This is a genomic window from Kocuria sp. KSNUG (genome assembly GCF_049532735.1).
GTDB lineage: Bacteria > Actinomycetota > Actinomycetes > Actinomycetales > Micrococcaceae > Kocuria > Kocuria rhizophila.
This window is the reverse complement of the sequence record NZ_CP150981.1, coordinates 1,487,546-1,501,420: the sequence shown is the minus strand read 5'-3', so window position 1 is coordinate 1,501,420 and position 13,875 is coordinate 1,487,546. Positions and strand designations below refer to the sequence as shown.

The 13,875-nt window shown below is 71.8% G+C and carries 12 protein-coding genes; 1 reads left to right on the top strand and 11 read right to left on the bottom strand.

Annotated features, from left to right (window positions below):
- The 6 genes from AABM36_RS06505 to AABM36_RS06480 form a co-directional block, all read right to left on the bottom strand.
- Positions 1-2,304 (bottom strand): HelD family protein, encoded by a 2,304-nt coding sequence (locus tag AABM36_RS06505; RefSeq protein WP_423445313.1) that lies wholly within the window; start codon positions 2,302-2,304, stop codon positions 1-3.
- Between the two features lie 70 nt (positions 2,305-2,374).
- Positions 2,375-2,902 carry an adenine phosphoribosyltransferase gene (locus AABM36_RS06500; RefSeq protein WP_019310942.1) on the bottom strand — a complete coding sequence of 176 codons (528 nt, stop codon included), beginning with the start codon at positions 2,900-2,902 and terminating at the stop codon, positions 2,375-2,377.
- 42 nt (positions 2,903-2,944) lie between these two features.
- Positions 2,945-3,655, bottom strand: a complete 711-nt coding sequence (locus AABM36_RS06495; protein ID WP_019310941.1) for a DNA-3-methyladenine glycosylase — start codon at positions 3,653-3,655, stop codon at positions 2,945-2,947.
- Positions 3,652-5,097 (bottom strand): argininosuccinate lyase, encoded by a 1,446-nt coding sequence (gene argH, locus AABM36_RS06490; RefSeq protein ID WP_019310940.1) that lies wholly within the window; start codon positions 5,095-5,097, stop codon positions 3,652-3,654. The genes AABM36_RS06495 and argH overlap by 4 nt, the downstream gene beginning before the upstream one ends.
- A gap of 231 nt (positions 5,098-5,328) precedes the next feature.
- Entirely contained in the window at positions 5,329-6,534 is a 1,206-nt protein-coding gene (locus AABM36_RS06485; protein WP_019310939.1) for an argininosuccinate synthase, read from the bottom strand.
- An 87-nt stretch (positions 6,535-6,621) separates the two neighbouring features.
- The gene (locus AABM36_RS06480) at positions 6,622-8,136 is read right to left on the bottom strand and encodes a long-chain-fatty-acid--CoA ligase (protein WP_144803369.1); all 1,515 of its coding nucleotides are present in this window, start codon (positions 8,134-8,136) and stop codon (positions 6,622-6,624) included.
- A gap of 209 nt (positions 8,137-8,345) precedes the next feature.
- On the opposite strand from AABM36_RS06480, the gene AABM36_RS06475 reads away from it, so the two are divergent.
- Positions 8,346-8,777, top strand: coding sequence for an ankyrin repeat domain-containing protein (locus AABM36_RS06475; RefSeq protein WP_019310937.1), 432 nt, complete (start codon positions 8,346-8,348; stop codon positions 8,775-8,777).
- A 135-nt stretch (positions 8,778-8,912) separates the two neighbouring features.
- Here the strand turns inward: AABM36_RS06475 and AABM36_RS06470 are convergent, their stop codons facing one another.
- The 5 genes from AABM36_RS06470 to argJ all read right to left on the bottom strand — a co-directional run bounded on the left by AABM36_RS06470 (position 8,913) and on the right by argJ (position 13,873).
- Positions 8,913-9,407, bottom strand: coding sequence for an arginine repressor (locus AABM36_RS06470; RefSeq protein WP_019310936.1), 495 nt, complete (start codon positions 9,405-9,407; stop codon positions 8,913-8,915).
- Positions 9,404-10,375, bottom strand: coding sequence for an ornithine carbamoyltransferase (gene argF, locus AABM36_RS06465; RefSeq protein ID WP_019310935.1), 972 nt, complete (start codon positions 10,373-10,375; stop codon positions 9,404-9,406). Before argF ends, AABM36_RS06470 begins: the two co-directional genes overlap by 4 nt.
- 99 nt (positions 10,376-10,474) lie before the next feature.
- Positions 10,475-11,710 (bottom strand): acetylornithine transaminase, encoded by a 1,236-nt coding sequence (locus AABM36_RS06460; protein ID WP_019310934.1) that lies wholly within the window; start codon positions 11,708-11,710, stop codon positions 10,475-10,477.
- Complete coding sequence (gene argB / locus AABM36_RS06455; RefSeq protein WP_019310933.1) at positions 11,707-12,657, bottom strand: acetylglutamate kinase; 951 nt, start codon at positions 12,655-12,657, stop codon at positions 11,707-11,709. Before argB ends, AABM36_RS06460 begins: the two co-directional genes overlap by 4 nt.
- A 10-nt stretch (positions 12,658-12,667) precedes the next feature.
- Positions 12,668-13,873, bottom strand: a complete 1,206-nt coding sequence (argJ, locus tag AABM36_RS06450) for a bifunctional glutamate N-acetyltransferase/amino-acid acetyltransferase ArgJ (protein ID WP_019310932.1) — start codon at positions 13,871-13,873, stop codon at positions 12,668-12,670.
- Positions 13,874-13,875: the final 2 nt, after the last annotated feature.

Below are 13,875 nucleotides of genomic sequence, written 5' to 3'. Positions count from 1 at the left end.
TCAGGCGACGGGCCGGGGCTCGCCGCCCTGCTCCGTGACGCCGGTGGGCATGCCGTGCGCGCCCACGAGGTGCAGCCGCTGGGTGGGCCGGGTCATGGCCACGTACAGGTTGCCCGCTCCGCCCGCGGGGTCCCCCGCGATGTCGTTCGGCTCCACCACCACGACAGAGTCGAACTCCAGGCCCTTGGCGTCCCACGGGGTGAGGACCATGATGCGCCGGTCCAGGCTGCGCATGCCCGCGGCGACCAGCCCGGGGAACTCCCGGTCCAGGGTCCGGCCGACCGCGCCGATGAGGTGGCCCGGGCACACGACCCCCACGAGGCCTCCGGCGAGGGCGTCGAGTTCGGTTCCCACGCACCGCACCACCGCGTGCGTCACCTCGTCCTCGGTGCCCGTGCACAGGACATCGGGGGCCTCGCCGTCGCGCACGGCCCGGGGGTCGGACACGGTGAGGCCTGCCGCGCGCGCCACCCGCGCGGCGGCGTCGGCGATCGGCTGGGGCGTGCGGTAGTTGACCGTGAGCTCCTCGAGGTCGAAGCGCTCCCCCACGAACGGTTCGAGCGCCTCGGACCACGTGCGCGCGGCGGCGGCGTTTCCCGCCTGCGCGATGTCCCCCACCACGGTGAACGACTTCAGGGGGCACCGACGCATCAGCACCCGCCACTGCATGGGCGACAGCTCCTGCGCCTCGTCCACGACCACGTGCCCGTAGGCCCACGTGCGGTCCGACGACGCCGCCTCGGCCGCGGTCATGCGGTGCGGCGCCTCGGCGTTGAACGCCGTGAGCTGCTCGACCGTCACGACACCCTGGGCACCGATGTCCTCGAAGCCCTCGGCCATGGCCTCCAGGGCCTTCTGCGCGGACTCCTGGGACTTGCGCTCCTCGAGTGACCGGTCACCGCGCACGGTGATGCCCGCGGACTCGAAGTCCCCGAGCAGCTCGGCGGCCTCGTCGAGCAGGGCGACGTCCGCGACCGTGAGCGGCGCGTCCGCGGGACGGAGCAGGCGCGCGACCTCCGCGTCACTCAGCTCCGGGGCGGCGGAACGCAAGTAGTGCTCCTTGCTGAACAGCTGGCCCACGAGCTGCTGGGGCGTCAGGGGCAGCCACAGCAGGTTGAGCGCGATCCTGACCTCGCGGGACTGCCGCAGGTCCTCCTTGAGGTACGAGCGGTCCATGGTGGAGCCGGCCTTCTCGTTCAGCTCGTCCCCGAGCTTCTGCGCGAGCTCCTTGATGACCACCTTCACGAACGTCTCGCGGGCCTGGTTATGGGGCTTGCCGGTCGCGCGGGCGCGCTCACGGGCGCGGCGCACGAGGGACCGGGAGAGCTTCACGCGGTGGCCGTCCACGGTGAGCCACTGGGCACGGGGCGGGACCTTCTGGCGGTCGGCGACCGCGCGGGCCACCACGTCCACCATGTGCAGCCCCGACTTCCAGCGGGTGACCCAGGGGTCCGGCTCGACCGTGCCGTGGACGCCCGGGTAGAGGTCCGCGAGCGAGGACATCACCACACCCGTCTCGCCCAGAGCGGGCAGGACGCGTTCGATGTACCAGAGGAAGGAGGACGAAGGTCCCACGATCAGCACACCGGACTTGGCCAGTCGTTCCCGGTGCTCGTAGAGAAGGAACGCCGCGCGGTGCAGGGCCACGGCCGTCTTGCCCGTGCCGGGCCCGCCCTGAACCACCCTCACACCGGACAGCGGCGCGCGGATGATCCGGTCCTGCTCGGCCTGGATGGTGGCCACGATGTCCGTCATGCGGCCCGTGCGCTCGGAGTTCAGCGCGGCGATCAGCGCGCCCTCCCCGTGCACCACGTCCTCGTCCGCGACCCGCTCCGCGTCGAAGACGTCGTCCTCGAGCGCGGTGACGTCCCGCCCGTCCATGATGAGGTGGCGGCGGCGCACGAGGTCCATGGGGTTCGCGGCCGTGGCCTGGTAGAAGGCGCCCGCCTCACGGGCGCGCCAGTCCAGCACGAGCCGGCGGTGGTCCTCGGTGGCCAGCCCGAGCCGGCCCACGTAGTGCCGTTCGTCCTCCGTGGTGTCCAGGCGGCCGAACACGAGCCGCTCGTCCACGGCGTTGAGCTGGGTGAGCCGGTCCTCGTAGTGGGTGGCGAACGCATCGCGCTCCGAACGGGCCTGGTGGCCTCCGCCGTACTGGGTGGTCCGCACCCGGCGCAGCTCGCGCTCGCTCTGTGCCCGCAGCTCGTCGAGCCGCGCGTAGGCCGTGGCGACGTGCTCGCGCTCCAACTCGAGTTGCCGGGACACTCCCACGGTTGCGGATTCCTCCACGCAGTTCACCTCACGCACACAGCCGGAAACGCCGGTTCCTCGACCGGCGATCGACCATCCTACCGTTCGGCCGACGCCGCCGGGGCGCTCACACGCGCAGCAGCGCGCGCACCCGGTGCCCACCCAGCTGGGCGCGACCGCGCAGCGCGGTGAGCTCCATGATCACGCCGAACCCCGCGACGTTGTAGCCGCCCCGGGTCAGCAGGGACGCCGCGGCGCCGAGTGTTCCGCCGGTGGCCAGGACGTCGTCGAGCACGAGCACGCGCGCACCCCGTGGGGCGTCGTCGGTGTGGATCTCCAGCGTCCCGGTGCCGTACTCGAGGTTGTACGACTGGGAGATGGTCTCCCGGGGCAGCTTGCCCTCCTTGCGCACGGGAATGATCCCGGCCCCGGAGGCGTAGGCCACGGCGGCGGCGATCATGAAGCCGCGCGCCTCCACGCCGGCCACGCAGTCGTACTGGCCGTCGAAGGCGTCCACGAGGGCGTCCACCGTGCGGTGGAACCCGGGCCCGTCCGCGAACAGCGGTGTGAGGTCACGGAACAGCACCCCCGGCTCGGGGTGGTCGGGGATCTTGGCGCACAACCGGTCGATCATCTGTTCCACGGATTCAGTCACCCGGTCATCGTATCCGCCGCGACCGGTTGCGCCCCCTCGGAGTCAACGTGTGCGGCGCCGTTTCACCGTGGCTCGTCGGTACGGGGACACCGTGGGCTCCCCGGACAGGGCGAAGCGCCACGGGAAGGCATCGGTGCCGCCCTCCCCGGACACTCCCGTGCGCGGGGTCTCCATGAACTCCTCCGGTGCAGGCTCCGCGAGCGCCAGACCCGTCCAGGTGGTTCCCTCCCGCTCGGCCACGGCCTCGCGGGCACGGGCCACGGGATCGAGGGAGGTCCCGAGATCCACGATCGCGGCGGCGTCGTCCGCGAGGGTCAGGCCGAGGGCCTGCGCGGTGTTGCCGGGCCCGCGGGCCAGTGTGGCGAACGGGGGTTCCGAGCTGCGCGTGGCCAGCCGACGCCGCGTGGCGGGCTCGGTCCCCAGGACCACCTCACCGGAGCGGATCAGGATGCCCCCGCCCATGCCCTCGGGTCGGCACACGACATTCACGGCGTGGTGCAGCCCGTAGGTGAAGTAGACGTACAGGTGCCCCGGCGGCCCGAACATGGCGGCGTTGCGCGCGGTGCGACCCCGGAACGTGTGCGCCCCCGGGTCCGGGAGGTCCGAGTCCTGCGGACCGCCGTAGGCCTCCACCTCCGTGAGGCGCAACGCGACCGTGCCGGTGTCCCGCGCGCAGACGAGCACGGCCCCGAGGAGCCGGGGAGCGACGTCGGGCGCGGGCCGGGACAGCAGCTCGTGCAGCGCGAGGCTCACGAGATCACAGGCTCGCGCGTCTCGAAGGCGGCGAGCTCCGCGAGCTGCCGCTTCAGCTCCGTGAGCTGCCGGGCCACGGCCTCGGGTGCGGTCCCGCCCTGCGAGCTGCGGGAGGCGAGCGAACCGGCCACCGTGAGGACCTCGCGCACGCCCGGTGTGAGGTGCGTCGAGATGGCCGCGAACTGCTCGTCCGTGAGGTCCCACAGCTCGATGCCCTGCTCCTCGCACACGCGCACGGCCTCCCCCGAGATCTCGTGGGCCTCGCGGAAGGGCACACCCTGGCGCACGAGCCACTCCGCCACGTCCGTGGCGAGCGCGAAGCCCTGCGGTGCGAGCTCCGCGAGGCGATCGGGGTGGAACTCGAGCGTGGCCATCATCCCGGCGACCGCCGGCAGCAGCACCTCGAGCTGGTCGATCGCGTCGAAGACCGGCTCTTTGTCCTCCTGCAGGTCGCGGTTGTAGGCGAGCGGCAGGCCCTTGAGCGTGGCCAGCAGGCCGGTGAGGTCCCCGATGAGCCGGCCCGCCTTGCCGCGCGCGAGCTCGGCGACGTCCGGGTTCTTCTTCTGCGGCATGATCGAGGAGCCCGTGGAGAAGGCGTCGTCCAGGGTCACGAAGGAGAACTCCTTGGTGGCCCACGTGGTGACCTCCTCGCTCATGCGCGAGATGTCCACTGCGGCCATCGCGCACACCCACGCGAACTCGGCGTAGACGTCCCGCGAGGCCGTGCCGTCGATCGAGTTGTGCACTGCGGAGTCGAAGCCGAGCTCCGCGGCCACGGCATTCGGGTCCAGCCCCAGGGAGGAGCCCGCGAGCGCTCCGGACCCGTAGGGCGAGACGGCCGCGCGGCGGTCCCAGTCCACGAACCGCTGGACGTCCCGCAGCACGGCCCACGCGTGGGCCAGCAGGTGGTGGGACAGCAGCACCGGCTGGGCGTGCTGCAGGTGCGTGCGCCCCGGCATGGGGGCGTTCGGGTGGCGCTCGGCCTGCTCGATCAGCGCGCGCACCACGTCCAGCAGGTTGCGGGCCACGATCGAGGCGTGGTCCCGCAGGTACATGCGCCCGAGCGTGGCGATCTGGTCGTTGCGGGAGCGCCCGGCCCGCAGCTTGCCGCCCAGCTGGGCCCCGGCGCGCTCGATCAGTCCGCGCTCGAGGCAGCCGTGGACGTCCTCGTCCGAGGGCGCCGGGGCGTACGCGCCGCTGCGCACGTCCGCCTCGAGCCGGTCCAGGGCGTCGAGCATGCCCGCGAGCTCGGCGTCGTCCAGCAGCCCCGCGGTGTGCAGCACCCGGGCGTGCGCGCGGGAGCCCGCGATGTCGTACGGCGCCAGGCGCCAGTCGAACTGGGTGGAGCGGCTCAGCTCGGCGAGCGCGTCCGCCGGTCCCCCGGCGAAGCGGCCACCCCACAGGGCGCCCTCGTTGGTTCCGTGCTGCTCGTGCTGGGCCATGGTGCTCCTCGCTGACGTGTGCTGTGGTTCGTGGGCCGGGCGCCGCGTCCCCCTGCGGGTCGAGTGGCGCGTGCGCTGTCCCCCGCGGGGGCCGAGCCGCGCGTGCGGCGACCCTGCGGGGGCCGGGGACGACGCCGCCCGGCGTGGTGAACGGCCGGGCTCCAGTCTAGGAGCCCGGCCGTCCGGGTCCGCCCGTGGGCGGTGGGGCCGCGCTGCCGCGGCCACCGGGTGTCACTTCCCGGCGAGTCCCTGCTCGCGCCGGGACGCGACCTTGGAGGACATGCCGAACAGCTCGATGAAGCCGCGGGCGTTGGACTGGTCGAAGGAGTCGCCCTCGTCGTACGTGGCCAGGTTGAAGTCGTACAGCCCGGTGTTCGAACGGCGACCGGTCACCGTGGCCCGCCCGGCGTGCAGCTCCATGCGGATGTCGCCGTTCACGTAGGTCTGGGTGTCCTGGATGAACACGTCCAGGGACTTCTTCAGCGGGGAGAACCACTGGCCGTCGTAGACGAGCTCCGTCCAGCGCTGGCCCACGGTCTTCTTGAAGCGGGCCTGCTCGCGCTCGATGGTGACGTTCTCGAGCTCCTGGTGCGCGGCGATCAGCGCCATGGCCCCGGGGGCCTCGTAGATCTCGCGGGACTTGATGCCCACGAGGCGGTCCTCCACGATGTCGATCCGGCCCACGCCCTGCGCGCCGGCGCGGCGGTTCATCTCCTGGATGGCCTGCAGCGGGGTGACGGGCTTGCCGTCGATCGCCACGGGGATGCCCTTCTCGAACGTGATCACGACCTCGTCCGCGGCGGGCGGGAAGGTGGGGTCGTCCGTGTAGTCGTAGACGTCCTTGGTGGGCCCGTTCCAGATGTCCTCGAGGAAGCCCGTCTCCACCGCACGACCCCACACGTTCTGGTCGATCGAGAACGGGTTCTTCTTGGTGGTCTCGATCGGCAGGTTGTTCTGCTCCGCGTAGGTGATGGCCTTCTCACGGGTCAGCGCGAGGTCCCGCACCGGGGCGATGCACTTGAGCTCCGGACCGAGGGTCTGGATGCCCACCTCGAAGCGGACCTGGTCGTTGCCCTTGCCCGTGCAGCCGTGGGCCACCGTGGTGGCGCCGAACTTCTTCGCGGCCGCCACCAGGTGCTTGACGATCACCGGGCGGGACACGGCGGAGACCAGCGGGTACGAGTCCATGTAGAGACCGTTGGCCTGCAGCGCGGGCATGCAGTACTCGCTCGCGAACTCGTCCCGGGCATCAGCCACGTACGCCTCGACCGCGCCGCAGTCCAGAGCGCGCTGGCGGATGGTCTCCAGGTCCTCGCCACCCTGTCCCACGTCCACGGCCACGGCCACGACCTCGGCACCGGTGGCCTCACCGATCCACCCGATGGCCACGGACGTGTCCAGTCCACCCGAGTAGGCCAATACCACGCGATCACTCACGGCGCTTCCCTCCACACTGCTCAACGACGGCTCTGACTGCACGGGACCTCCCGCGCTTCATGCATGACTATACACGCCAGTCAGTATTTATGCATCGAGGGTGAGTTCGCGCTTCAGGATCTTGCCCGTGGGGCCCTTGGGCAGCTCGTCGGTGACGCGGTAGATGCGGGGGTACTTGTACTTGGCCACCCGTTCCTGCACGAAGGCGTCCAGCTCCCGGGTCAGCGCTTCCTTGCCCTTGGACTCGAGCACGCCGGACTCGAACACGACCACGGCGCCGACCTCCTCGCCGTGCTTCTCGTCCGGGACCCCCACCACGGCGGCCTCCACCACGCCCGGGAACTGGTAGATGACCTCCTCGACCTCACGCGGGTACACGTTGTAGCCGCCGCGCAGGATCATGTCCTTCTTGCGGTCCACGATGAAGAACATGCCGTCCTCGTCCTTCCGGGCCATGTCCCCCGTGTGGAACCAGCCGCCGCGCATGGCCTCCTCGGTGGCCTCCGGCTTGTGCCAGTAGCCCTTCATGACGTACTGGCCGGCCACCACGAGCTCGCCGACCTCGCCGGTGGGGACCTCGTTGTCCTGGCCGTCCACCACGCGCAGCTGCGCGCCGCGCACCTCGGAGCCGATGGAGCCCGGCTTGCGCACGTTGCCGGGCTGGTTGAAGCACACCACGGGAGAGGTCTCCGAGAGCCCGTAGCCCTCGAACACCGTGGTGCCGAAGACCTTCTCGAACTTGGCCAGGACCTCCACGGGCATGGACGATCCGCCCGATACCCCGGCGCGCAGGTCGATCCCCTCCACGGCCTGCGGATCCTGCCCGGACTGGTGGAGCAGCGCGACGTACATGGTGGGCACGCCGGCGAAGATGGTCACCCGGTCCCGGCGCAGCACCTCGAGCGCCTCGGCGGGGTGGAAGCGCGGCAGCAGCGTGACGGTCGCACCGGCGCAGATCACGCCGTTCAGGGCCACGGTCTGGCCGAACACGTGGAATAACGGGAGTCCGCCGAACATCACGTCCCCGTGGGCCAGGTTGAAGACTTCACCGGCCACCTCCGCGTTGGACAGGAGGTTGTGGTGGGTCAGCTCCGCACCCTTGGGCCGGCCCGTGGTGCCGGAGGTGTACAGCAGCACCGCAGTGTCCGAGTCCGCGCGCTCCACGACCTCGTGGTCGGGATCCACGGCCTGCAGCCGCCCCACCGTGCCCTGGGCGCTGATGGGCAGCACGTTGAGCCCGTCGATCTCCTCGGCCGCCTTCTGGCTGGCCTCGGCCATGTCCTCCCACGCGAGCACGAAGGAAACCCCCGCGTCCTGGAAGTGGTAGGTCAGTTCACGGGGAGTGAGCAGCGGGTTGAGGGGCACCACGATGCCGCCCGCGCGCAGGATCGCGTAGTAGAGCACGGCCATGTGCGGCACGTTGGGCAGCACGAGCGCCACACGGTCCCCGGGACGGATCCCGTTGGCCTTCAGCAGCGCCGCGCCACGGGCCGAGAGGTCGTTGAGCTGGTCGTAGCTCATGTGGAGGTCGTCCAGGATGATCACGGGATCCGAGCCGTACTTCTCGGCCGACGTGGTGAGCAGGGTGGCCAGATTTGTCATGGATCCTCCAGGTAGGAATGTGAGTTCTACCACGTGATACTGCCCGTATCGGGTATCTGAGTCAAACACCGTCACCGCCCCGGCTGGGGCGTGGGAGACTGGAGCGCGCCGCACCGTGACCCCTCCCCCGGGGTGCCACGGAGCGGTAGCAGTGAACATCAGCACCAGGCCCGCCAGCCAGTGGGCCGCTCAGTGTCGGAGGATGCCCCGTGACCGATCAGCAGAGCGCCGCTCAGACCCCCCAGTTCACGGACGAGGAGCTCGCCTACGTGGCCTCCCTGTTCGACGCCGCCCGCAACGGCGACACACAGCTGCTGCGCACCGCCGTGGAGGCCGGCGTTCCGGTGAACCTCACCAACGACAAGGGTGACACCCTGCTCAACCTCGCCGCCTACCTCGAGCGGGAGGACACGGTGCGGATGCTGCTGGAGAAGGGTGCGGACACCGAGCGCGTGAGCGACATGGGCTTCACCGCCCTGGTCTGCGCCGTGTTCCGCGGCAACGAGCCGATCGCCCGGGCGCTGCTCGAGGCCGGGGCGGGCCAGGCCACCGGGCACCAGCACGCTCAGGACGTCGCACGGGTCTTCGGCCAGGAGCACCTGCTGCCGCTGCTCGAGAGCTACGAGACGCGCGAGTCCTGAGCCGCTCCGACGGCTCCGGGGCCTGCGCCGCAACGACGGCACGGGGCCCGGGGCAACGGGTGCCACGCCGGGAGGCGAGACGAGAAGTGGGCACTGCGGGCGGCGTCGGCGGCGGTGCGCCTGCCGGGGGAGCGCTCAGCGGGCGAGGTCCAGGAACCGCTGCGCGAGCTGCTCGCCGCCCTGCGGGTCCCGGCTGACCACCATGATGGTGTCGTCCCCGGCGATCGTGCCCAGGATCTCGGGGGTGACCGAGTGGTCGATCGCGGACGCGAAGTACTGCGCGGCTCCGGGCGGGGTGCGCAGGATCACCAGGTTGGCGCTGCCCTCCGCCGTGACCAGCAGCTCGCGGCACAGTGCCCCGAGCTTGGCCTCAGTGCTCTCGCGCGTGATGCCGCTCGCCGGGGAGCGGTCCGCCCCCGCCATGGGCACCGCGTAGACCATCCCGCCCCGCGGAGAGCGCACCCGGACGGCCTCCAGCTCCACGAGGTCCCGCGACAGGGTGGCCTGGGTGACCTGGATGCCGTCCGCGGCCAGCAGCTCCGCGAGCTCCGCCTGCGAGTGGACGTCCCCGCCCGTCACGAGGTCCAGGATCCGGGCCTGCCGGGCGGTCTTGGTGGTGGGGATGCTCATCGCGTCTCCTCCCGTCGCAGGGCCGCCGGCAGGTCCGCGGACAGTCCCGAGGAGTCCAGCAGGAACGTCAGCAGCGCTTTCTGGACGTGCAGCCGGTTTTCGGCCTCCTCCCACACGAGGGACGCCGACCCGTCGATGACCTCGGCGGCGACCTCCAGCCCGCGGTAGGCGGGCAGGCAGTGCAGGAACACCGCGTGCTCCGCGGCGAGCGCCATGGCCTCGGTGGTCACGGAGTACGGCCGGAAGATCTCGCAGCGCTCGGCCTTCTCGCTCTCCTGCCCCATGGACACCCACGTGTCGGTCACGACGGCGTCCGCGCCCGCGAGCGCCTCGCCCGCGTCGGTGGTGACGAGCACCGATCCGCCCGTCTGCGCGGCCCGCTCGCGCGCCGCGTCCACCACGTCCTCCCGCGGCAGGAACCCCTCCGGGCCCGCGATCCGCACGTGCATTCCGGCGGTGGCGCAGCCCAGCAGGTAGGAGTTGGCCATGTTGTTCGAGGCGTCACCCAGGTACACCAGGGTGCGCCCGGCCACGTCCCCGAAGTGCTCCCGGAGGGTGAGCAGGTCCGCGAGGATCTGGCACGGGTGGTAGTCGTCCGTGAGGGCGTTGACCACGGGCACGCTGCTGTGCTCGGCCATCTCCTCCAGCCCGGACTGCGCGTACGTGCGCCACACGATCGCCGAGAGCATGCGGGAGAGCACGCGGGCGCTGTCCGCCACGCTCTCCTTGTGCCCCAGCTGGGACTCCCCCGGGTTGATGACGAGGGGGTTCCCGCCGAGGTCGCTCACCCCGGCGGCGAACGAGACCCGGGTGCGCGTGGAGGTCTTGTCGAAGATCACCCCCACCGTCTGCGGGCCGGCGAGCGGACGCCGCGAGAAGCGGTCCGCCTTGAGGGCGGCGGCGAGGTCCAGCACCTCGGACTGCTCCTCGGGGCTCAGATCGGTGTCGACCAGGAAGTGGCGCAGCACGCGGGGTTCTCCTTCGGTTCGCGGGGCCCGGCGGGACCGGGATCTCGGACGCGCCGTCTCGGGCGCGGGGATGCAGGGATTTCTCTCAGGGGCAGGCTCTCAGGTGGAGCTGACGGTGCGCAGCAGATCGGGCAGCGCGGACACGAACGTGTCCACCTCCTGCCGGGTCACGATCAGCGGCGGCGCCAGGCGCACCGTGGCCGGTCCGGTCGCGTTGACGAGGAACCCCGCGTCCCGCGCCGCGGCCACGAGACGCGGGGCCACGGCGTCGTCGGGAGCTCCCTGGACGAGGTCCAATCCCACGAGCAGCCCGTGTCCGCGCACGACCGTCACGCCGGGGACGTCCCGCAGCCGGGCGGCGAGGTGCTCCCCCACCGCGCGGGCGTTCTCGAGCAGGCCCTCGTCACGGATGGTCCTGACAGTGGCGAGTGCGGCCGCAGCCGCCAACGGGTTGCCGCCGAACGTGGTCCCGTGCTGGCCGGCACCGAGCAGCCCGGACACCTCGGGGCCCGCCGTGAGCAGGGCCCCGATGGGGAAGCCTCCACCCAGTCCCTTGGCGAGCGTCACGGCGTCCGGGAACTCGCCCCCGGGCAGCTGGGCCGTGCTCGCGAGCCAGTCGCCGGTGCGTCCGATCCCGGACTGCACCTCGTCCACGATCAGCAGTGCGCCGTGCTCCCGGGTGAGTTCCCGCGCCCGCGCCAGGTAGCCCTCCGGGAGACCCCGGACGCCGGCCTCGCCCTGCACCGGCTCCACGATCAGCGCGGCCACCGTGTCGTCCAGCTCGGCCGCGAGTGCCTCGACCGTGGCCGGGACATGGCTCACCCCGCCGGGCAGCGGCTCGAAGGGTGCGCGGTAGGCCTCCTTGGCCGTGAGCGCGAGCGATCCCATGGTCCGCCCGTGGAACGCGTGCTCAAGCGCGAGCACGCGCGTCCGCGGGCGCCCCTGGGCATCCGGGTGCTCCCGGCCGTGCCGGCGCGCGAGCTTGAACGCGGCCTCGTTCGCCTCGGAGCCGGAGTTCGCGAAGAACACGTGGGATCCCGACGGGGCGTCGGTGACCTCCAGGAGCTCCCGGGCCAGCTCGACGACCTCCGGGGTCGTGAACAGGTTGGACACATGCGCCAGCCGACCCGCCTGCTCCGCGACGGCCCGCACCCACGCCGGATGCGCGTGGCCCAGGGAGTTGACGGCGATGCCCGCGAGCAGGTCCAGGTAGCGGCGGCCGTCGGCGTCCGTGACGCGGCACCCCTGCCCCTCCACGAGCACGAGCGCTGGATCCCCGAACACCCCCAGCAGGTTGTCCCGGTACCCGTCCAGCAGTTCCGTGGTCCGACTCATGCGATGCCCTCCTCGTCCGGTGTGACCTCGGTGCCGATGCCCGTGTCCGTGAAGATCTCCAGCAGCGAGGAGTGCTCGGAGCGCCCGTCCACGATGCTCGCCCGTGGTACCCCGCCGTCCACCGCGCGCAGGGCCGCACGCATCTTGGGGATCATCCCGGACTCCAGGGAGGGCAGCATCTCCCGCAGCTCGGGGGCCGTGAGCGAGGAGATCAGCGACGAGCGGTCCGGCCAGTCCGCGTAGAGCCCCTCGACGTCCGTGAGCGCCACGAACTTCTCCGCACCCAGGGCCACGGCAACCTCCGCCGCGGCGGTGTCGGCGTTGACGTTGAGAACCTGGCCGGTGAGCGCACCGAGCCCGGCGGCGTCATCCTCCGGCTCCGCGAGCTCGGGGGCGATCGAGGCGATCACCGGGATCTTGCCGATGTCCAGCAGCTGCTCGACCGCCACGGTGTTGACCCGCGTGACGGTGCCCACGAGACCGAGGTCCACCGGGGCGCCGTCGGAACCGGTGCGGACGCGGCGGGCCTGCAGCAGCCCGGCGTCCTCCCCGGACATGCCCACCGCGTACGGGCCGTGGGCGTTGATCAGGCCCACGAGCTCGCGGCCCACCTGGCCCGTGAGGACCATGCGGATCACGTTGACGGCCTCCTCCGTGGTGACCCGCAGCCCGTCCTTGAACTCCGAGTGGATGTTCAGGGACTCCAGCATGGTGCTGATCTGCGGGCCGCCGCCGTGGACCACCACGGGGCGGATGCCCACGTGGCGCAGGAAGACGATGTCCTCCGCGAACGCGCGGCGCAGCTGGTCGTCGACCATGGCGTTGCCGCCGTACTTGAAGACCATGGTGGATCCCGCGTAGCGCTGGATCCAGGGCAGGGCCTCCATGAGGGTCTCCGCCTTGGAGCGGGCGGTGTCGTACCGGGTGCTGTCGCTGAGTCGTGACATGGTGGTCGGCCTAGCTGGAGTAGGCGCTGTTCTCCTCGACGTAGTCGTGGGTGAGGTCGTTGGTCCACACGGTGGCTCGGGCGTCCCCGGTCTTCAGGTCGATCTCGATGTCCACCGCGCGCGACGCCGCGAGGTCCACACCCTCGCGGGGATCGCCGATGCCGCCGTTGCGGCAGACGGTGACACCGTTGATGGTGACGTCGATCCGGTCGGGGTCGAACTGTGCCTGCGTGGTGCCCACCGCGGAGAGCACCCGACCCCAGTTGGGGTCGTTGCCGAACACCGCGGTCTTGAGCAGGTTGGAGCGCGCCACCGTGCGGGAGACGTCCTCGGCCTCCGTCTCGGTGGCCGCGCCCACCGTGGTGATCGCGATGTCGTGGGACGCGCCCTCCGCGTCCGTGATGAGCTGCTGCGCGAGGCTGTGGCACACCGCGGTCAGGGCCCGGGTGAACTCCCCCTGCTCCGCGGCCGTGCCCGACGCCCCGGAGGACATCAGCACCACGGTGTCGTTGGTGGACATGCAGCCGTCCGAGTCCGTGCGGTTGAACGTCACGCGGCAGGCCTCCCGCAGGGCGGCGTCCAGCGCGTCCGCGGCCATGACGGCGTCCGTGGTGAGCACCACGAGCATGGTGGCAAGTCCCGGGGCGAGCATTCCCGCGCCCTTGGCCATGCCGCCCACGGTCCACCCGGGGCCGGAGACGCTGGCCTGCTTGGGGACGGAGTCCGTGGTCATGATGGCCTCCGCGGCCCGCCGCCCGGCGTCCTGCCCGGCCGCGAGCGCGCGCACCACCTCGGGGACCCCGCGGCGCACCACGTCCATGGGCAGCTGCTCCCCGATCAGCCCGGTGGAGCACACCACCACGTCCCCCGCGCCGATGCCCAGCTCCCCGGCCACGAGCTCCGCCGTAGTGTGCGTGTTCTGGAAGCCCTCGGGGCCCGTGCACGCGTTCGCGCCGCCGGAGTTCAGGACCACGGCACGCACCGATCCTGCGCGCACCACCTCGCGGGACCAGTGCACGGGGGCCGCGGCCACGCGGTTGGAGGTGAACTGGGCGGCGGCGGCGAACTCGGGCCCGGTGTTGACCACGAGCGCCAGGTCGGGACCGCCGGAGGCCTTGAAGCCGGCCTCGACGCCGGAGGCGGTGAAGCCCGCGGCGGTGCACACGCCGGACTCCGTGGTCACGGGGATCTCGGGAACGGGGTCGTGGGACGTCATGG